15 protein-coding genes and 1 tRNA gene are annotated in these 20,304 nt (G+C 43.6%); 6 read left to right on the forward strand and 10 right to left on the reverse strand.

Annotated elements, in window-relative coordinates:
- Positions 1-247 precede the first annotated feature (247 nt).
- Together VXQ92_RS10285 and VXQ92_RS10290 are read left to right on the forward strand one after the other, a co-directional pair.
- On the forward strand, positions 248-475 hold the full coding sequence (locus tag VXQ92_RS10285; protein WP_004729215.1) for a hypothetical protein: 228 nt from the start codon (positions 248-250) through the stop codon (positions 473-475).
- Between the two features lie 204 nt (positions 476-679).
- Positions 680-755, forward strand: a tRNA-Thr gene (locus VXQ92_RS10290).
- Between the two features lie 80 nt (positions 756-835).
- Here VXQ92_RS10290 and VXQ92_RS10295 read toward each other — a convergent pair.
- The 6 genes from VXQ92_RS10295 to VXQ92_RS10320 form a co-directional block, all read right to left on the reverse strand.
- Complete coding sequence (locus tag VXQ92_RS10295) at positions 836-1,687, reverse strand: SAM-dependent methyltransferase (RefSeq protein WP_416681400.1); 852 nt, start codon at positions 1,685-1,687, stop codon at positions 836-838.
- A gap of 3 nt (positions 1,688-1,690) precedes the next feature.
- Positions 1,691-2,998, reverse strand: a complete 1,308-nt coding sequence (locus VXQ92_RS10300) for an FAD-dependent oxidoreductase (protein ID WP_064102628.1) — start codon at positions 2,996-2,998, stop codon at positions 1,691-1,693.
- 588 nt (positions 2,999-3,586) lie between these two features.
- Positions 3,587-4,150: an alkyl hydroperoxide reductase subunit C gene (gene ahpC / locus VXQ92_RS10305; RefSeq protein ID WP_416681403.1), complete on the reverse strand. Its 564-nt coding sequence runs from the start codon at positions 4,148-4,150 to the stop codon at positions 3,587-3,589.
- 308 nt (positions 4,151-4,458) lie between these two features.
- Positions 4,459-5,046 carry a single-stranded DNA-binding protein gene (gene ssb, locus VXQ92_RS10310; RefSeq protein ID WP_416681405.1) on the reverse strand — a complete coding sequence of 196 codons (588 nt, stop codon included), beginning with the start codon at positions 5,044-5,046 and terminating at the stop codon, positions 4,459-4,461.
- A gap of 51 nt (positions 5,047-5,097) precedes the next feature.
- The gene (locus tag VXQ92_RS10315) at positions 5,098-6,462 is read right to left on the reverse strand and encodes an MFS transporter (RefSeq protein WP_416681407.1); all 1,365 of its coding nucleotides are present in this window, start codon (positions 6,460-6,462) and stop codon (positions 5,098-5,100) included.
- A 153-nt stretch (positions 6,463-6,615) separates the two neighbouring features.
- Positions 6,616-7,704 carry a DUF475 domain-containing protein gene (locus tag VXQ92_RS10320; RefSeq protein WP_064095026.1) on the reverse strand — a complete coding sequence of 363 codons (1,089 nt, stop codon included), beginning with the start codon at positions 7,702-7,704 and terminating at the stop codon, positions 6,616-6,618.
- Between the two features lie 222 nt (positions 7,705-7,926).
- On the opposite strand from VXQ92_RS10320, the gene tenA reads away from it, so the two are divergent.
- Positions 7,927-8,595 carry a thiaminase II gene (gene tenA / locus VXQ92_RS10325; protein WP_144724791.1) on the forward strand — a complete coding sequence of 223 codons (669 nt, stop codon included), beginning with the start codon at positions 7,927-7,929 and terminating at the stop codon, positions 8,593-8,595.
- Positions 8,596-8,930: 335 nt separating this feature from the next.
- Entirely contained in the window at positions 8,931-11,762 is a 2,832-nt protein-coding gene (uvrA, locus tag VXQ92_RS10330) for an excinuclease ABC subunit UvrA (protein WP_416681410.1), read from the forward strand.
- A gap of 152 nt (positions 11,763-11,914) precedes the next feature.
- Here uvrA and VXQ92_RS10335 read toward each other — a convergent pair whose 3' ends face one another.
- Entirely contained in the window at positions 11,915-12,382 is a 468-nt protein-coding gene (locus VXQ92_RS10335) for an HIT family protein (RefSeq protein ID WP_064095029.1), read from the reverse strand.
- Between the two features lie 128 nt (positions 12,383-12,510).
- The gene (locus tag VXQ92_RS10340) at positions 12,511-14,217 is read right to left on the reverse strand and encodes a diguanylate cyclase (protein ID WP_416681412.1); all 1,707 of its coding nucleotides are present in this window, start codon (positions 14,215-14,217) and stop codon (positions 12,511-12,513) included.
- Positions 14,218-15,339: 1,122 nt separating this feature from the next.
- Between VXQ92_RS10340 and omp33-36 (VXQ92_RS10345) the strand changes: the two genes are divergently transcribed.
- Together omp33-36 (VXQ92_RS10345) and omp33-36 (VXQ92_RS10350) are read left to right on the forward strand one after the other, a co-directional pair.
- Positions 15,340-16,236 carry a porin Omp33-36 gene (gene omp33-36, locus VXQ92_RS10345; protein WP_064102623.1) on the forward strand — a complete coding sequence of 299 codons (897 nt, stop codon included), beginning with the start codon at positions 15,340-15,342 and terminating at the stop codon, positions 16,234-16,236.
- 141 nt (positions 16,237-16,377) lie between these two features.
- A complete protein-coding gene (omp33-36, locus tag VXQ92_RS10350; RefSeq protein ID WP_064102622.1) occupies positions 16,378-17,319 on the forward strand; it encodes a porin Omp33-36 in 942 nt (313 codons plus the stop codon).
- Positions 17,320-17,386: 67 nt separating this feature from the next.
- Here omp33-36 (VXQ92_RS10350) and VXQ92_RS10355 read toward each other — a convergent pair whose 3' ends face one another.
- Both VXQ92_RS10355 and VXQ92_RS10360 read right to left on the reverse strand, forming a co-directional pair.
- Positions 17,387-19,351 (reverse strand): BCCT family transporter, encoded by a 1,965-nt coding sequence (locus VXQ92_RS10355; RefSeq protein WP_064095033.1) that lies wholly within the window; start codon positions 19,349-19,351, stop codon positions 17,387-17,389.
- 171 nt (positions 19,352-19,522) lie between these two features.
- On the reverse strand, positions 19,523-20,239 hold the full coding sequence (locus tag VXQ92_RS10360) for an ion channel (RefSeq protein ID WP_064095034.1): 717 nt from the start codon (positions 20,237-20,239) through the stop codon (positions 19,523-19,525).
- Positions 20,240-20,304: the final 65 nt, after the last annotated feature.

A 20,304-nucleotide genomic window follows, 5' to 3' on the forward strand; every position in this document is an offset into this window, starting at 1 on the left:
GATAAAACCATGATATATCCATTTTTATTAATTTCTTAACTTTATGTTCTTCTTTTAGTTTATTTATATGATGGAGACAAAAACTGGCATAAAAATAGCTTAATTTAATTGTCATCATCGCTATGTTATGGTGGAATCAAAACAGGATAAAAGGAGAATAAAAACCTAAAGATAGAAAACGTTATTGCTTGAGTCTTCCTTATTTGAGTTAGAAAAAAGTGGAAACACTGCTATTCGGAGAGTGAACATGAATAACAGCGCAAACTATGCAAAACAGATTAAAAATGCAAAACGTGGCGGTTATACCCCAACCCTTGCCAAGGACATCAATAAACATAAAATTCAAAAAGCCTTAAGACTCATCGAACAGTGGAGAAGCCTCGCTCAAGAACTCAAACCTCAAATGCAGTTTGATATGGCCTTTACTTTAGAGGAATGTGCACAAGAATTAGATCGTATCCTGAAAAACAGATAACCCTTTTAACGAACTCATATCCATAGCAAATCCTATAATTTCACCCTCGCCCATATTTTGATGTATGGGCAATTTCCTTACGAATAGCCAAACACAGAACTTTTCAATCATCAGATTGAAATAAGCAAATTCTGCCGAAACTGATTAAACGGTTATTTTTTGGCTTGCGTGACTATCAAAAATCTGTAAAATGCACTCCACCATGCCGGCATAGCTCAGTTGGTAGAGCAACTGACTTGTAATCAGTAGGTCCACAGTTCGAATCCGTGTGCCGGCACCATATCTTAGCCTCGCTTTTTAGTGAGGCTTTGATGTTTCTGGACCTGGGGTTTTTATAAGTAAGTGGGGGTCTGCAGCGCTTTATTCATTCTTCGATTGTGCCGTCACTTGCACATATCTAACGATCCCTTCCTGATATAATTTCTGGCACAGTTTTGCTGTCATCTGAATCTTAAATTGATCCAGTTTCGAGCCTTGAGCCTGAGCATCTGATGACTTTGAATTCAAAGTCTGTTGCACATAATCAGCAAAGCCGGAAAATACCGGTTCGGACAGATCCTGAATCTCAATATTTTTAAATTTAAAACGATCCAGACAGGCATATAACGCACCTACTGTCATTAAATCTTTTAAATTCACATCGGCAGATTTCAATAAGAACTGATACTTACGTCGTTGTAATGCATTTAAAGTTTCCCAGCGCTCGGACAAAACCAGATGATGGAAACCAATCCGCGCATTTGAATTTAAAACACTGCGGACCTGCTCTAAGAATACAGGCACAGGACTGTGATAGGCTGCATCCAGGCATAACACCACATCAAAACGCTGGGAAAATGGCAATTCTTTTAAACGCAAAAATGACGCCTGATAAATGGCATTCAGTTCTGGTAAATATTGCTGAATATTGGCTACACAGGCAGCTTGCAGCTCAACCCCGGCCAGATATTGCACCTGATAATGTTGTTGCCAGTACAGCAAACTTGCGCCCTGACCGCAGCCTAAATCCAGCAGTTTATCTTTTGAATTTAAATTCACAGATTGTGCAAGGTGATCGGCGAGCATTCGACAGGCAGCCGCATAATCCTGCTGACCTGTTTGCCAATACCCTAAATTGCTCCAGGGCAATTGGGCGTGATCGCCCAACGCAGCAGCATCAATCGTATACTTGTGCTGGGGAAGACGCTGACGCAATGCCTGAAGCCATTGCATGGATTAATAACCCAGTTGCGGTGCAACCTCGACCACAGGTTTTAAACCCTGAAAAGGTAAAGGTGCACCAAAAATTTCCGCAATTTTCATCGCTGAGGTCACCGCCGACTCCAGAATCGGTAAACCATCACATGACCATGAGCCACAGAAGAAGACCTTACGATTGGCTTCTAGATGACGTTGCTGCAATTCTTTATTCAGTGCCACCGTATTAGCATCAACAACTGCACGCGTCAGCATTACCGATTTGATCACTTTCTTCGGATCAATGTCAGTCACTGGACGCCAGGTCTGAAATACGGCCGATTTGCCAACCAGAGAAGGCTCAATCGAGTTGAGCCACACGGTAAATTGCTGACGGGTAAATTTACGGTCCATCATATAACTGAGTACGGCCCAGTCTTTACGTTTTGGCGGCATCACGCTGGCATCGGTATGAATCACCAGTTCGCCCTGTTCGAATTTGAATTTCTTCAATAACTCAATTTCACTGGCAAACTGTTCTGCATCCAGGAACTCCTCAATTTTGGTGGTCGGGGTCGCGACAATCACCCGGTCAAACAGTTTTGAATAACCGGCTGCATTTTCCACTCTGACCTGATCGCCTTGCTCTTGTACCAATGTGATCGCTGAACCGTCTTCAATCTGAATGCCTTCAATCAGCTTGTCGACCAGCGCCGGTGTACCGCCTTGCAGACGCAGTAACGCATCACCATCGGTTAATTGACGCAGGAAAATCAACAAGGGTTTAGCTGGCCATTCACCAATAGTTTTCGGATTACAAGTACAGATGGTATATAGCACCGGCATCACCGCACCATGCCAGAATACTTCTTCAATCTCGTTGCGGTTGATAAATTCTGCCAGGCTGATGTCCTGATTTTTTGATTTAAAGAATTTAGTCAATGCAACTTTTAACTGCAACAGGCCTTTGACCAAACGCCAGCCATACTGCTGCAAGCCTTTACGGTTGTTGATAATCGGGATATTGCCAATACGGCTGCGCGATGTGGTCAGCCAAGTTTCAGTTTTATCTTCAAATAACCAGCTGCAGGCCATATAAGTCCGCACCGGATAAGTTTTAATGCCTAGATGTGTGGCCAGGCTCAGGGTGTTTTTCCACAGATAGGGGTTCATCACACGTAAAGGTGCATCAATCAGCCCCCCTTCAAATTCAAGGCTATGACTGTCCATGCCGCGACCAGGAAGTGCTTCGAAAATCGTGATGTGATGCCCTGCATCTTGGAGCATTCTGGCTGTAGCCAGTCCGGCCATGCCACTACCTATTACTGCAATATCCAAACTGATCATCCGTCATTGAAAAACTACAGAAATTATGTACCATGCGCCAGTCAAACAGGTTATTAAAATCTTCCAGAATATATGTTTTTCGTAAAAGCTTTTGGATTGACGTGCTGCTGTTTTTTTATCTATTTCTTAGTATCAGTCCAGTTACATCAAATCTAGGATTTTACTCATATTTTTGCCTAATTGACTAAAAATACACTTTAAAAACAAATAATTTAGTTAACCATTTTTATAACCTTTGGTTGACAAATACTTTTAGAATACCTATGATTCGCAGCATAATAAAAGCTTAAACTTATCTGCTTAGACTCGGATGGGTTTATGCGAAAATTATTTAAAACGACAAGAAACTACAGCGCCTTTTAAATAAAAGCCTCTGCGAAAGCAGGGGCTTCTTTGTTTTCATACTTTATAAATCACGTAGCGTGGTACTGGACTCACCTGATTAACCGGAATAAGTAACTTGAAAGGCGGATAATAAAACTCTACCTTTCTTGATTTATCTTCAAATGAGGCGCAAATAGCTGAATTAAGAATTAAAAAATCCAGCAACTTGTGCTGGATCTTTTGCTGCAAAAAAGCAGGTATGAATTAGATTTTACCCACCAGGTCGATGGATGGTGCAAGTGTTGCTTCACCTTCTTTCCATTTTGCCGGACAAACTTCACCTGGGTGTGCATAGACATATTGTGCTGCTTTCACTTTACGCAGAAGTTCTTGTGCATCACGGCCGATACCACCCGCATTGATTTCAACAATCTGGATTTTACCTTCTGGATCAATCACGAAAGTACCACGATCTGCCAGACCTTCAGCCTCAATCAATACTTCAAAGTTTTTAGACAATGTCCAGGTCGGATCCCCGATCATTGGATATTGGATCTTTTGGATTTCCTCTGAGGTATCGTGCCAAGCCTTATGAGTAAAATGGGTGTCGGTAGAAACAGAATAAATTTCTACGCCCATTTTCTGGAATTCGGCATATTGATCAGCTAAATCTGCAAGTTCTGTTGGACAAACAAAGGTAAAATCTGCAGGATAGAAAAACACCACTGACCATTTACCTTTCAGGTCCTGCTCAGAAACTTCGATGAACTGACCATTGTGATAAGCAGTTGCATTGAACGGTTTGATTTCAGTATTGATTAAACTCATGAGATATTTCCTCTCGCTTATTTCTGGGATTGCTTATGTTGTGAAGCTAGAATACGAAAAATCTTCAAATAGGTAAAACCGTAAGTTTTTATAAAAATGATCGCTTTTTTAGATCATAAATTTCTATCGGTATTGCTTATCTCATTTATTTTCTCGATGCAGAGTTGTTCTGATCAAAAGCAACGTCATGCTTTAAGACTTCTTAATATTTTAATAAATCAGTGCTTTATTCAAACTTAATACAAATATTCAAGACATAAAAAACCCACCATATTCAGGTGGGTTTTAATGATGATTTACCTTCTGATCTAGAACGGTAGGTCATCATCTAGATCTGCTGCAGGCGCTGCTGTTGGAGCAGGTGCAGATTTCGGCGCAAAACCACTCGGATTATTGTTGCCATAGCCACCGCCTTGATTATTGTTGTTAAAGCCACCTTGCTGTGGCGTTGAACCATAACCAGATTGCGGGTTATTACCATAACCACCCTGGTTGTTGTTCGCCTGATTATTATTAAAACGTGGCTGATTAAAGCTGCTCTCACCCTGATCGTTTTGAGGGCGGCTAGAGTCTAGCATCTGCATTTGTTCACCACGGATTTCCGTCGTATAGCGTTCCTGACCATTCTGGTCAGTCCACTGACGGGTACGTAATGAACCTTCAATATACACTTTTGAGCCTTTGCGAAGATATTGCTGTGCAATTTCACCTAAACGGTTATGCAGCACGATACGGTGCCATTCCGTTTGTTCTTTGCGCTCACCCGTACTTTTATCTGTCCACGAATCGCTGGTTGCAATCGAAAATTGAGTGAGAGAACCACCATTTGCAAAAGTTTTGGTTTCCGGATCTTTACCCAAAGTACCCACTAAAATAACTTTATTTACACCACGCATCTGCCGTCTACTTCCTATATATTTCTGTATTTTACTTTATAAGAGTTATGATTAAATGGCTACCTCTTTACCTAACAAGTGCGTTAATTGTTGTCGCGAAGCATCATCTATTTGCTGTTTATCGACTTTTACATAGGCAACTTGCTGTTCAGACATCACCACGACCTCTTCAATACCACGAATCGCCAAAAGCTGAGAAGTCCATTCGTCAGTTTGTCTGCTTTCCGGCAATCGCAGTACCAATGAGGACAGATAACGCGGCTGAGCCAGACCAAAACTCATCAGCAGCCAGATTATCGCGATCCCTGTCAGGATACTCCAGCCCATTGAGGTATTATTGAGCAGCAGCAATTGTCCGCCAATCATACCGCCAAAGAACGCCCCTAAAAACTGGCTGCTGGCATTCACGCCCATTGCCGTCGCTTTGGACTGGATCGGTGCCGCTTTCGATAACCAGGATGGTAACAGGGCTTCCATCACATTAAAGGCGATGAAGAACAGGCACAGACCGGTCAGCAAGACATATTTGGATTCAAAACCAAATGCCATCACCATTAAACCCAGAATAATGCCAGTAATGGCGACCAGAAAAATCGCGCGCATTTTATGGTATTTTTCTGCCAGGATAATACTTGGAAAAGCAAAAAACAGACTGAGCACCAATAGCGGTAAATACACCCAGCCATGACTGGCTAGTGGCAAATCTGCAAATTCGATCAGCTGCGAAGGCACATAGATAAACATGGCGGTAAGCAATAAATGCAGGGTAAAGACCGATACATGCAGCCGGTTCAGATCACCGATTTTGAGTACCTGTTTCAGCTGTGCCAGATAGCCCTGCTGAAAGTTTTGATGATGGCGCGTGACTTTCGGCACCATCAACAGCATGGCAATCGCCGCCAGGCCCATCACCGTGGTCACCCAGAATAATCCCGAGATGCCGACCAGACCTGTGAGCCAAGGCCCCAGACTAAAGGCCACCACAAAAGACAGACCGATACTCATCCCCATGATTGCCATGGCTTTCATACGGTTTTCTTCACGGGTCACATCTGCCAGCAATGCCATCACCACAGCAGATACTGCCCCGCCTCCAGCAATCGCACGGCCGATAATGACACCATAAATGGTGTCCGACATGGCGGCAATTGCCCCACCTAATGCAAATAAAAGCAGCCCTAAAACCACCAGCGGCTTACGGCTATAACGGTCCGCAATCAGGCTGAATGGAATCTGTAACAGTGCCTGGGTCAGACCATAGACCCCGACCGCCAAACCGATCAGTGCAGGTGTCGCATATTGATATGCCTGCCCTGCCACCGAAAATACCGGGATAATCATAAACAACCCCAGCATGCGCAGTGCAAAAATACTGCTCAGGGCAAAGGTTGAACGACGTTCTAAAGCATTCATCATAAATTATGGCGATTGGGTTAATTAATCTGGAGCCCAGATTATAGGACATTCAGCTCATTAATAAGACAAGAATTTTAGTTGAAATAAAGATGATGCCGATCTAAAAATAAAAAAGCGCGGCCGGAGCCACGCTTTTCAGTCAAGAGCAACATTTTATTTGTCTAAAGCTGCCTGACGTTTTTTATACTGGATCGAGGCAATCACAGCCCAGACAATAAAGGCCACACCGATCAGACCGGTCACGACTTCTGGCACATGCACGCCAGTCCCGCTGGCGATCATGATAAAGGCCAAGGCACCAATCGCATAATGTGCGCCATGTTCCAGATAGATATAAGCATCCAGTGTACCTTTTTCGACCAGATAAATGGTCATGGAACGCACGAAGATCGCACCAATCGCCAGACCCAGCATGATAATCACCACATCCGAGGTAATCGCAAAGGCGCCAATCACGCCATCAAAACTGAAGGAAGCATCCAGAACTTCGAGGTAGAGAAAGCCACCGATACCGGCTTTTACCACGCCAGTAGGCACGCCATTTTCGTCATGACGAACTGCATTGCCATTTTCATCGACTTCCGGCTCACCACCCAATAGATGGCTCAGGACCTGTACCCCGATGTAGATCACAATACCCCAGATCCCCGCCATCGTCACGACCAGACGCTTGGCCTCTACCACATTGGCCGCCATAATCAGCAGCGCCACCAGGGCGATAAAGACCGACATTGCAGGAACACTGGCTATATTGGATAGACGGCGTTCTACACTTCTGAACCAGTGCGTGTCTTTTTCTTCGTCCAGGAAGAAGTTCAGGAACACCATCAACAGGAAGGCACCACCAAAGGCTGCAATCTCAGGATGATGTGCCATTAAACGCGCCGAATATTCTTTTGGATCATTCAGGGCCAGCTGGACTACTTCCATAAAGCCCATGTCTGCGGTTACCGCGACGATGGCCACCGGGAAGATTAGACGCATCCCGAAAACGGCAATTAAAATTCCGACCGTCAGGAAGAGCATTTTCCAGAAATGATCCCAGCCGCGAAGGACAGATGCATTGACAACCGCGTTATCAAAAGATAACGACACTTCCATAATCGCCAGAATAGCGGTGATGGTCAGTGCTGTGAACATGGTTTGCAGGCCCGCTTCCGGACCGTGGGTATAACCCCAATAAGCAGACAAACCAAGACACACAATCGAAAATGCAATTGAGAAACCAAAATGTTTCAACATACATATCGACCTTAGATAAATTTCATTGAATGTATTTCTTTAATTACAGGGAAATACTAAAACCAGAAGTTGTCTCAATTATGAAACTTTTGTCATCTAAACCAAAGCACTTCCTGAGCCATATTTGAGTATTTTCTGCTTTTCCAGGTTGTTGATCTTTTAAACAGGGCGTTCTTTGCTATAGTGCTGCATGCTTAGACCTCAACTGCTCAGGATTTTAGTATGAGTTTCTCTCAAGATGTATGGCAACGTAATCTCGAACTTTATCAGAAGACATTGGCGTTGCCTTTTAACCAGCAGCTGGCACAGGGCACCTTAAGCCGTGACGCCTTTAGCCATTATGTGATTCAGGATGCGCATTATCTGCTGGCCTATGGTCGTGCGCTGGCAGTCTGTGCAGCCAAAGCTTTTGAGGCAGATGACGTTATCCAGTTTAGTGAAGCAGCTAAAATTGCAATTGTGGTAGAACGCAGCCTGCATGATGGCTTTATGCAGGATTTTGGTATTAGCAAGGCGCAATTTGAGCAGACACCGTTGACGCTGGCATGCCATCATTATACTTCTTATTTGCAGGCGACGGCTTGGGCCGAAAGTTATCCGGTGGTATTGGCTTCGTTGCTGCCGTGTTTCTGGATTTATGCAGAAGTCGGCAAGGATATTGTCGACAATGCTGCAGCAAATAATCCTTATCAGGCCTGGATTGATACCTATGCCGGGGAAGATTTCCATACCGCCGTGCGTAATGTGATTGCAACCGTGGATCGGGTGGCAGCGCGTGTCGATGCCGATACCCTAGAAAAAATGCATACAGCTTATACCCATGCAGCGCGCCTGGAATGGCTATTCTGGGACAGTGCTTATGAACAACGCCAGTGGCCTGGTCTGGATTAATTTAAGCTGAATTTAGCCCTGTTCAATACAGGGCTTTTTTTCTAAAAAATTTTAAATAATGCAAAATAGTTTTAATATTCATCTTGATTGATACTCTGCACTTCCATGCACTCAACCTTTTGCAGACGTCGAATCCATATTTAAACGTCTTGATAAAAAGGTTGGCCAGAATTTCAATGGAAAAATACATCATCCGTTTCTAAATAGTTGCTTTTATACTGATCTTTTGACCAATCACCGACATAACTTGACGTTTAAAATACTTTTATTTGCACTTGAACATTTTTCATCCGGTATCATATAAGAGTTTTTGATGAATATTCTAGGATTCTTGCATGAGCCAAAGCCACATCCGTATTCGAGGCGCACGTACCCATAACCTGAAAAATGTGAACCTTGATATACCACGCGACAAGTTTGTGGTGATTACGGGACTGTCTGGTTCAGGTAAGTCCTCATTGGCCTTCGATACCTTATATGCCGAAGGTCAGCGCCGTTATGTCGAATCGCTTTCAGCCTATGCCCGCCAGTTCCTCTCCCAGATGGAAAAACCGGAAGTCGATTCGATCGAAGGCTTAAGCCCAGCTATTGCTATTGAACAGAAGTCTACTAGCCATAACCCGCGTTCGACTGTAGGCACTATTACCGAAATTTATGACTATTTACGTCTACTCTATGCACGGGTCGGAACGCCTTATTGTCCGGAACATGACCTGCCAATGGTGGCACAAACAGTCACTGAAATGGTCGATGCAGTCAAAGCACTGGAAGAAGGCACTACTCTGTTATTGTTAGCACCGGTCGTGCGCGAACGTAAGGGCGAATATACAGCGCTGTTTGAACAGCTACAAAGTCAGGGTTTTGTCCGCGCCCGTGTGGATGGCGAGATCATGGAAATTGATCCACCACCTGAGCTGGATAAAAAGAAAAAACATACCATTGAAGTGGTGGTCGACCGCTTTAAAGTACGTGATGATCTGGGTAACCGTATTGCCGAAAGTTTTGAAACCGCGCTACGTCTCGGTGGCGATATCGCGATTTTATCCTGGATGAAAGGCGAACATAACGATCGCGTGTTTTCAGCCAAGCATTCCTGCCCGCAATGTGACCGTGCTGTGGCTGAACTGGAACCACGCCTGTTTTCATTCAACAATCCCTTTGGTGCCTGTCCGGTCTGTGACGGTCTGGGGACCCGCAGCCATTTCAGTGCCGACAAACTGATTCCCAACCCTGAGATTAGCGTCAGTCAGGGAGCCATTCGTGGTTGGGACCGTCAGCGTCCATATTATTACAGCATGATCCAGAAAGTCGCCGAGCATTTCGGTTTTTCTCTAGAAACGCCGTGGAATGAACTGGATGCCGATACCAAGAAAAAATTTCTGTACGGCACCGGCAAAGAAAAAATTGATTTGAGTTATATCGATGAACGTGGCCGTCGCCATAATCGGGTCATTCCCTTTGAAGGAATTTTGCCGCATCTGGAACGCCGTTATCGTGAAACCGAAAGTAATTATGTGCGTGATGATCTGGCACAGTATCTGTCCAATGCCGCCTGCGATGCCTGTGATGGTTCACGCCTGAATGAAATTTCACGCAATGTGAAAATTCTGGACAAGACCATTGCCGACATTACCCGCATGTCGATTGGCGATGCTGAAAGCTATTATCAAGGCATTCATCTGGAAGGTGCACGGGGTGAAATTGCCGACAAGATTTTCAAGGAAATCCGTGAACGTCTGCACTTTCTGGTTTCGGTGGGCCTGAACTATCTCAGCCTGTCGCGTTCTGCGGAAACTTTATCTGGTGGTGAAGCGCAGCGGATTCGTCTGGCCTCACAGATCGGTGCCGGTTTGATGGGCGTCATGTATGTGCTGGATGAACCGTCGATTGGTTTGCATCAGCGTGATAACGACCGTCTGTTACAAACCCTGATCCGTCTGCGTGATCTGGGCAATACCGTCTTGGTGGTCGAGCATGATGAAGATGCGATTCGTGCCGCTGACCATATTATTGATATTGGTCCAGGTGCCGGCGTACATGGCGGACATGTGATTGCCGAAGGGACTTATGATGAAATTCTGGCGAATCCTGACTCGCTGACCGGAAAATATTTATCCGGCAAATTAAAAATCGAAGTGCCGAAAAAACGGATTCAACCGCCTAAGCCTGAGGAACAGATCAAGCTGATGGGGGCATCCGGACATAACCTGAAAAAAGTCGATCTGACCATTCCTTTAGGTATTATGACCTGTGTTACCGGGGTGTCCGGTTCGGGTAAATCTACCCTGATCAACCGCACCTTGTTACCTTTGGCGGCAACCCAGCTCAATGGTGCCACTACTTTAACTTCGGAAAAGTTTGAATCGATTGATGGTTTGCAGTTCCTCGACAAAGTGGTGGATATTGACCAGAGTCCGATTGGACGTACCCCGCGTTCCAATCCGGCAACCTATACCGGTCTATTTACCCCGATTCGTGAACTGTTTTCACAGACGCAAGAAGCCAAGGCACGCGGTTATGCTGCCGGTCGTTTCTCGTTTAACGTGAAAGGTGGTCGCTGTGAAGCCTGTGAAGGTGACGGCATGATCAAGGTGGCGATGCACTTCCTGCCGGATATGTATGTGCCTTGCGATGCCTGTCATGGCAAACGTTATAACCGTGAAACGCTGGAAGTGAACTATAAGGGCAAGAACATTTCCGATGTACTGGAAATGACCGTTGAAGATGCCATGCATTTCTTCGATGCCATTCCAGTGATTCACCGTCGTCTGGAAACGCTGAATCAGGTGGGCTTAGGTTATATCCGTCTGGGTCAGTCTGCTACCACCCTTTCCGGTGGTGAAGCACAGCGGGTCAAACTGGCACGCGAGCTGGCCAAACGTGATACTGGTAAAACCCTGTATATTTTGGATGAACCGACCACAGGTCTGCATTTTCATGATATTGCCAAACTGCTGGATATCCTGCATCAGCTCCGTGACAAGGGTAATACCATCGTGGTGATTGAGCATAATCTGGACGTAATTAAAACCGCCGACTGGGTGGTGGATTTGGGACCTGAAGGCGGTTCGGGTGGCGGTATGATTGTCGCGGAAGGAACGCCTGAAGAAGTAGTGAAAGTCAAAGCTTCACATACAGGTAAATTCTTGAAGCCGTTGTTGAAGTGATTTATTTTTTAAATCCTCCCCAACCCTCCTTTGAAAAAGGAGGGATTTTTCTTCTTTATCTGACGTCATATAGGACTTAGGGCTAGGGAGATTTTTTATTCAGGTAATAAGTATGCTAAAACGGTGATTCGTTCACCGTTTTTTATCTTTCACTAGACTATTGAACGAATTGCTTTAGCCAATTGCGCCAGTTCTTGATCATCTGCTCTTTGCGCATCATGCGATGAAATATATCCTTCATAGGCATCGAAATATTTATCGATTGACGAATTCACAGGTTGCCAATTCTTATGCAGGCCTTGAGTCTGATGCATCGGAAATAACTTGGCATGCACATGATCAACACCAAAACCTTCAAATACCATGCCGGTTCGACCCACATCTTCAAAATAATGATCCAGCCTTAATGCCACCTGTTTGGTGTAGAGAACCAGATTTGCCAGAACCTGATTGCTCAGTTCAAATGCATAACTAGAATAATGCTGTTTTGGAATAACAACTGTTACGCCCAGGGTATTTGGATAAATACTGAGGAAAGCCAAAAAATCCTCATTTTCATCGATCAGATGACAAGGTAATTCACCTTTCACAATCTGACAGAAGATACAATTTTCACTCATTTTAAACCTTTCTGAATTTTATAATTTTCAATCATTTAAATGGACGATACTTATTCTATTTTTATCATTACCAAATCTAAGGATGATTGCTTTCAAAACATTAATTTTAAATATTCTATTCAGTGTATTTAAACCTCAGCCACCGCATTGCGTCCTTTGGCCTTTGCCGCAAACAAAGCATCATCTGCATTTGACAATAAAGCTATCCAAGAGCCAGCACCAATCGCTACGCCAATACTGACCGAAACCTTAATCTCATCTCCTGTTGCAGTCACAATATGACGCTCAGCCACTTCAGCACGGATTTTATCAGCCACAATCAGTGCCTGCTGCATCTGGATATTTTCAATCAGTACCAGAAACTCATCACCCCCATAACGCACCAGTAAATCTGTAGCACGGACATTGGCTTTTAAACGCTCGGCCACCAGCTGAATGACCTGATCACCAATAATATGTCCATATTGATCATTCACCTGTTTAAAATGATCAATATCAATAATCATCAGACAGGTTTGGCTCAATTGACCCGGCTGATTTTCCAGAAAGCGGATATATTCTTCCAGGGCAAAACGGTTGGATAATCCGGTCAAAGAATCGGAGTGGGCAATATTCTTTAAACGAAATTCCAGGGCATCGCGTTCCTGCAACATCTGCTGCAATTTCTGAATGGCTGCAAATAGAGAATCCGAATGGCTCGTGTCACGCAGCGGCATATCAATTTTTTGACGACCCGAATTTTTAGATAAATTCAACAGCAGGCGACGCGCCTGAATCAGCGGCAGAAAAACCTGTTTGCGTGCAAAGACCATGGTAGAAATAGCGGTCAGCAATGAAATCAACGACAACAATATGCTCCAGGTCAAACGCTGCATATTGCTGTTCATTTCCCGGATCGCTGCATCTCTACTGTATTGCAGCAGGTAATTTTGCAGATCCACCACGGTCGCAAATTTGTCTACGATCGCTTCAGTCAGCTGGGTTCCGCTTAAATGGTAATCACGTTGCTCCAGACTATCATCGATCAGCTCGCTGACGATCGGTAAACCTTGCTGAATAAACTCGGTTTCTACCCGCCGATGCAAACGGATGAATTCCTCGGTCTTATCTTGAGCAGGTTGAAGGGTATCAATTAATGACCACAGATAACGCACCTGATGCTGGGTCTGTAAAGAGCGGGTAATATTTTCTGTCGGGAGCGGGGTGTCAAATGTCACATGCGCCATGACAGACGAGGCAACCCGCCCCGCCTGATCGCGCAAATCAGATAAAAATAGAATCTGGCTAATATAGTTCTTTAGATGAGTTGATGAGCTATCTGAAGTCATTGCCACACCCCGCAAAAGTTCGCGGCAACTTTCCCAGGCAGCGAACATCGCCAGAATTGCCTGATCCATTTCCTGTGCATTACGTTGCTGACGTGGCATCCGGGTATAAGCATCAACCTGTGCACGTCCTTTTTTCAGACTGATTTCAAGCTGTGAAAGTTGCTGATTCAGATCGTTAAAACCGACTTTTGCCAATACTTCAGTCGTCAGGCACAATTGCTGGTCTACCTGCTGCCGATAGCGGATTAACTCTTGCTGATGCTTGGCAAATTCTTGCACCGAACTGGACATGGCTTTATTGGCAGGTGCGCGCTCACGCGAAATTTTATTTGCCAGATCAGCGACCTGTTGCAAGGCATTAAGTTGTTGATAAGTTTGTCTGGATTTTAAATAGCTTTGACTGCTACTGACGATCAAGGGAATACAGATGCAGAGTAAGCACAAAATAATAATCGACATCGACCCGTATAAACGTTTACTGATCCACTCAGAGCGTAATGTATTCATGCTGTTGTATTACGCCCCAATATTACAAACAAATCCAAATAGAATGTTTATTATACAAATAAAAACAGATTTTCTTAAAGTCTTTAGTCTTAGTTAGCTTATGTTTTTCATAATTTTTTTAATCTAAACTTCTTAAAATCTGTACTATTGCTCCTTTCAGACGATACAGCAGAGTTTTATATCTACAGCCCCACATAAACGCATATCAAAATAAGAAAATATTTATAGTTAAAAAAATATAAAAACTTGCTTTCTGCACTATTTACACATGCAACAAAGAGGTGCATAATGCACCGCATTAGGGCGAGTTAAATTATTCCTCAGCAGATATTTTAGTTTACCCGCAAATTTTGGCGAAAAAACCCCAGTTTTCTATGAAAATTGGGGTTTTTTTTAACTATTAAGTTTTTTCATTCTATTTTTACTTTTCAAATTGCACCATTTTAGTGCCATCCAATTCTTAATATATCTGCTTTTGTCTTGAGTGTTTTAACTCAGGAATCGAGGATCGTTAAAATTAAAAATTCGGGGCAAAAAAAAGCCCAACCTTGGGGAAAGCTGGGCCGATAAAACAAAAAATTGTGGAGAATCAGGCTAAATCACCCTGAAAGTGTGAACTCTAACTTGATTTTTATATTATGTAAAATTCTCTTAAAAAAGTAAAGCCGATTGCTTCGCTCAAGATTATAAAACATTCTTATTTGGCTTAAAAAATAGGCATCCACCATGCCATCCGACCTATTTAGGCTAAAAAATAATCAACCCAATCAAAGATTTGATGAGCTGAATAGTTTAAGTTTGTTGACATATTTATGGAAAATTCCACCTCCCATTAATTGATTTTACCAATCTAAATTTTAAATTTAATTGAATTAAGAAATAAAAATATCAACATAATTTCTCCTTAATTTTAGAACTTGATTTTAATTTTAAAGTTTACCTTTTGTTATAAAAGAATTTTTTCTACAAAGAGGAGATTCATCAAAAACATGAAATTTACACAAAAATAATACAATTATTTAGCTTAAAAAAATAGCTATCGCAGACCAGATTGACTTAATAAATTGTTACAATACAATATGTTCCAAGCTGTACACATCTTGTAACAAAACGGTAAATATCATGAAAAAACTCGGTTTAGCCACTGCTTTATTATTAGCCATGACCGGTGCTCAAGCATATCAATTCGAAGTTCAAGGTCAGTCAGAGTTCATCGACAATACTGTAAATGACAAAGATTTCACTGGTGCTGTTCAAGGTACTTACTACTTTAAAAATGTTGATGCGACTAAAGGTCCTTTAGCTGAAGCTGCTTTCCTTAATCAGGCATCAAACGTTTCTGCTGCTTATACATATGGCGAATACGATGTAGACGCTGATGCCAAAGACCAGACTTCTCATACTTTTGGTGTGAAAGGTGAAGCTTACATCCCGACTCAAGTTGTTCCTGCTTATGCAAGTGCATCTTATAGCCATACCATTACTGATGGTAAAGGTGGTCAAGCGGATGACAATGGCGACCGTTATGCATTAGAAGTAGGTGTATTACCGATTCCTAATTTCTTGGTTGCTGTTGGTTATACCAGCGTCGCAGACCAAACGTCTTATGACGCGTTCAACATGTTTAATAACGGTGTTATTAAAGCAGGCTTAGAGTCTCAAACAATCAATGGAGACCAAGATGCAATCACTGCCCGTACTAAATACGTAGGCGCGATTGACGGAACCAACATGTCAGTTGGTTTTGAAAGCGGTCTGGTTTATGGCGAAGACACTGCCTACAACTTAGGTACAACTCTTTTCCTTAACCCGCAGTTAAGCGTAGGTGCTTCTTATATGGAATCTAGCTTTACGGGTTCTCCAGACAAAGCATGGGGCGCGAACGTTAACTACTTCATCACCCCTGCTGTTGCAGTTGGCGCATCTTATGTAAATGCTAACTATGAAGCGAATCTTGCAAAAACTGCTCAAGTTCGTGATACACAGACGATCGGTGTAAATGCGAAATTCCGTTTCTAATTTCTGATTAGATGCTGAAAATAAAAAAGGACGCGATATGCGTCCTTTTTTGTTAGCAATTTACTACTGATTAAAGGTTGACCTTTTGACTTTTATTCATGAAAATTCAAATGTTTTTTCATTAACTTAATTGGAATGCGTATGAAAAAGGTTTATTTAGCATCAGCATTATTACTTGCTGTGACAGGTGCCCAAGCCTACCAAGCTGAAGTACAAGGTACTGTAGGCTATTACGATGCCGAACTTAACGATGGTAACTATAACGTTGGGGTACAAGGGACTTATTATTTTAAAGATGTCGACGCTTCTAAAGGGCCATTAGCTGAAGCTGCTTTCCTGAATCAAGCAAGCAGCATTTCTGCTGGCTACAATTTTGGCCAGCTGACTGCCGATATTAACCGCACAGTTAATGTGAATGGTAATCCAGTTACGATAAATGAAGAGTTTGATGCAGAACAACACACTTATGGCATTAAGGGTGAAGCCTATATTCCTACAAGTGTTGTGCCAGTATATGCAAGCGCATCTTATAACCACTCTAAAACTGACGCTAAAAATGATTTCACTGCTTTAATTCAAAATGATGATTCTGGCGATCGTTATGCACTAGAGCTGGGTGCCATGGTTTTACCAAACTTCCTGATGGCGGTAGGTTATACCAATATTGCTGCTACAGAATCCTTAGATACTTTCAACATTTTAAATAATGGTCTGATGAGTGCAACTATGGAATCGCGCGCGATCCGTGAAAAGAAAGATGCAGTCACCGCACGAACTAAATATGTAGGTCCAATCGATGGTACTGACATGGCTATCGGTTTTGAAGCTGGTTTAGTTTCTGGCGAAGATACGATGTATCAACTGAAAACAGATCTTTATGTAACGCCTAAACTGGGTCTAGGTGTTTCTTATACAGATGGCAGCTACAAGAGCTCTACCGTGCCGACCTCTGCAGTTGGCGTGAATGCAAGTTACTTTGTGACTCCAGCAGTATCACTTGGCGCAAGCTACGTTTATGCTGATGGTGAATACGGTGCGAATGATGCACACCTAGGTGCGCTTAATGCGAAATTCCGTTTCTAATTTCTGATTAGATACTGAAGTAAAAAAGGACGCAATATGCGTCCTTTTTATTGTTTTATGAAGCTGTTTACTCAGGTGTGCGCACCAGACTTAAAAAATGCAGATGACGTTCATACTGATCAATGATGTCCTGAAGCAGATCTTCTTGTGTCCATTCCATCACATCATAGCCCTGCCCGCCTTCTCTTAAAAAGACTTCTGCCTGATAAGACTGGGGAGAGTCAGCATCCGGCATAAAACTTGGTACTACAGTCTGCGTAGCAATGACCTGATAGATAAAGTTCATTTCATCCTGATGATCGACCCGCAACTCAAGACCGTCCTCCAGTTGAGCAATTTTTACCTGTATCTGCCGCCGTTTCAGTTCAGCCTGAAAACTGCTAAATGCTTTGCTGACCGTGGTCTCAATATAATCACGTACTTCACCCTGGCTATGCGCATAATGCATGATTAGACCTAAGCGCTGTTGCCAGCTACGCGGATTCTGGATGGCACGCGGGGTGATCCGTGCTGCTTGCAGTGCATGCATTTTGGTGACATCCAGATGCAAAGCTTTGATTAAACCCCAGCACATCAGCAGCATAATGAAGGTAAATGGCAAGGCACTCATGATCGTGGCCGATTGCAGTGCCTCTAAGCCGCCTGCCAGTAAAAGGATGATCGCCAGTAAAGCCATGAGTACGGTCCAGAACAGACGCTGCCAGGTCGGTGAATTTTCACTTTTTGCTGTCAGATAATCAGTCACCAATGCTCCTGAATCGGCAGAAGTCACAAAGAATAGCATCACCAGCACCGTCGCAATGATACTGGTCACTGAACTGAAAGGCAGATGACTGAGAAACTCAAACAGGGCAACTGAAGAATCACGCTGAACTGCTTCTAGCAAGCTGGTATTGGCTTCATGCATAATGCTGTACAGTGCGGCATTGCCCATAAAACCCATCCAGATCAGGGTAAATCCAGTGGGAATCAGCAGTACGCCAACGATAAACTCACGAATACTTCGTCCTTCTGAAACCCGGGCGATAAACATGCCGACAAATGGCGACCAAGAAATCCACCAGGCCCAGTACATGATGGTCCAGCCCCCAATCCAGCCACTTGGCTGATAGGCATACAGGTTAAAAGTCATACTGAACAGATTTGAAACATACTGTCCGGCATTCTGAATAGTGGTCTGCAACAGGTAAATACTTGGACCTGCCACAAAGACAAAGATCAGCAACAGTAGTGCAAGCACTAAATTTAGTTCAGATAAGCGTTTAATTCCTTTATCTAATCCAAAAAACACAGAAGTCGCTGCCATGGCACTCACCACAATGATCAGGATCACCTGAGTGCTAGGTGCCTGTTCAATACCAAACAGGTAATTCAAACCTGAATTGATCTGAGTAACCCCGAAACCCAGTGTTGTGGCGACACCAAATACCGTACCAATGGTGGCAAACGTATCGACCCCATCTCCAAGCGGACCATAGATTTTTTGACCAATTAGCGGATATAGGGCCGAACGGATTTTTAAGGGTAATTGATGCCGGTAAGCGAAATAAGCCAGCGACAGGCCAACAAGCGTATAAATTGCCCAGGCATGCAGACCCCAGTGGAAAAAAGTAACCCGCATAGATTGCTGTGCAGCCAGCACCGTTTCAGGCGTTCCGGCCGGCGGCGTGACATAGTGCATCACCGGTTCAGCTACGCCAAAGAACATCAGGCCAATCCCCATCCCTGCGGTGAATAACATCGCAAACCAGGAGGTATTTTTATATTTAGGCTGACTATGGTCAGGTCCCAGCTTGATTTTACCCATGTCTGACAGGGCAATATAAATGAGCAGGATCAGAAATATCGCCACAGACAAGACATAGAACCAGCTAAACGACGTAGTAATCCACTGGTTCAGTTGCTGGGTGAGAAGTGAAAAAGCATCGGGCGCAAATATGACCAGCGCTAGAAATATCGCAATAATACTTACAGTACTGATAAAAACATTTGGATTGATATTGGCAAACCAGGATGGTTTCGCAGAAGGCATACATCCTCCATTTTTAAAATTGGATCGACAAACAGCGTCAAATAATTATTAAGAAAGTTAAAATACGGGAACAGATTCAGTCTATGAGAGCAAGATCTGCTGTTATTTTAGGAGGTTAGAAAAAATAAAGCCGTTAAGTTCCTGTAACAAATAAAATAAAAAATATAAGGTTTAGTGTTCAGATGGGTGCTCTCTGTCTTTGACGTTATTTTTATGCGGCAGGCGCGAGATATATTGCAAGGCAATTAAGCGTGACACAATCAGCGCCAGATACATCACCCCGACAAACATCTGGACAATGGCCAGCATCCGGGCGACCGGACTGACCGGCATCATATCGGACAGTCCTGTTGCAGACTGTACACTGAAACTGAGAAAAAGCAGGTCCAGCCAAGGCTGATAGGCGTGCAGGTCAGGATCCGAAAAACTGTAGGGCACCAGAAGCTGGCAAATACTGTAAAGGAAGGCAAAGCCCCAGGCCAGCAAGGTAAATACTGCACCAGCAGCAAAGAGTTCATCTTTGGTCAGATAGCGATCATGAAACATATAACGCAGCAGGCCATAGGCTGCACTGAAATAAGCCCCGGCTTCAAACAGGTTGGCGGTAACATGGATCCAGGTATAACGCAGCCCCAGTACAATCAGGGAGGAAAATAAAATCGCGCCGGCGACAAAGCTGAGTCCAAGAATAGTAAACATCGGGGTCTGGCGAATGACCCGAGCAATCACCAGTAATACCAGCACACCAAGCACCCAGGTTCCCGCCCGGTAAGACACACTTTCATAACTTAAAACGGACAAGATCAGGATCAGCAATTGCAGACATAACAGCCATGCAGAAGGCAGCTGTGTAAAGCTGTTCCAGAACTGCTGTAAAGTTTGCTTCATAATGACCTTCTAGTTGCTATTGTCATGCAGGGAACGCATTGTTGTTATAAGCAGCGTTAACATAG

The organism is Acinetobacter sp. 228 (assembly GCF_048147885.1).

What these genes read in the sequence shown, in the direction of transcription:
- VXQ92_RS10340 (WP_416681412.1), bottom strand. Translation starts at nt 14,217, where the DNA reads ATGAATACATTACGCTCTGAGTGGATCAGTAAACGTTTATACGGGTCG.
- VXQ92_RS10320 (WP_064095026.1), bottom strand. Translation starts at nt 7,704, where the DNA reads ATGTTGAAACATTTTGGTTTCTCAATTGCATTTTCGATTGTGTGTCTT.
- VXQ92_RS10335 (WP_064095029.1), bottom strand. Translation starts at nt 12,382, where the DNA reads ATGAGTGAAAATTGTATCTTCTGTCAGATTGTGAAAGGTGAATTACCT.
- uvrA (WP_416681410.1), top strand. Translation starts at nt 8,931, where the DNA reads ATGAGCCAAAGCCACATCCGTATTCGAGGCGCACGTACCCATAACCTG.
- omp33-36 (WP_064102623.1), top strand. Translation starts at nt 15,340, where the DNA reads ATGAAAAAACTCGGTTTAGCCACTGCTTTATTATTAGCCATGACCGGT.
- omp33-36 (WP_064102622.1), top strand. Translation starts at nt 16,378, where the DNA reads ATGAAAAAGGTTTATTTAGCATCAGCATTATTACTTGCTGTGACAGGT.
- ahpC (WP_416681403.1), bottom strand. Translation starts at nt 4,150, where the DNA reads ATGAGTTTAATCAATACTGAAATCAAACCGTTCAATGCAACTGCTTAT.
- VXQ92_RS10360 (WP_064095034.1), bottom strand. Translation starts at nt 20,239, where the DNA reads ATGAAGCAAACTTTACAGCAGTTCTGGAACAGCTTTACACAGCTGCCT.
- VXQ92_RS10285 (WP_004729215.1), top strand. Translation starts at nt 248, where the DNA reads ATGAATAACAGCGCAAACTATGCAAAACAGATTAAAAATGCAAAACGT.
- VXQ92_RS10355 (WP_064095033.1), bottom strand. Translation starts at nt 19,351, where the DNA reads ATGCCTTCTGCGAAACCATCCTGGTTTGCCAATATCAATCCAAATGTT.
- ssb (WP_416681405.1), bottom strand. Translation starts at nt 5,046, where the DNA reads ATGCGTGGTGTAAATAAAGTTATTTTAGTGGGTACTTTGGGTAAAGAT.
- VXQ92_RS10300 (WP_064102628.1), bottom strand. Translation starts at nt 2,998, where the DNA reads ATGATCAGTTTGGATATTGCAGTAATAGGTAGTGGCATGGCCGGACTG.
- VXQ92_RS10315 (WP_416681407.1), bottom strand. Translation starts at nt 6,462, where the DNA reads ATGATGAATGCTTTAGAACGTCGTTCAACCTTTGCCCTGAGCAGTATT.
- tenA (WP_144724791.1), top strand. Translation starts at nt 7,927, where the DNA reads ATGAGTTTCTCTCAAGATGTATGGCAACGTAATCTCGAACTTTATCAG.
- VXQ92_RS10295 (WP_416681400.1), bottom strand. Translation starts at nt 1,687, where the DNA reads ATGCAATGGCTTCAGGCATTGCGTCAGCGTCTTCCCCAGCACAAGTAT.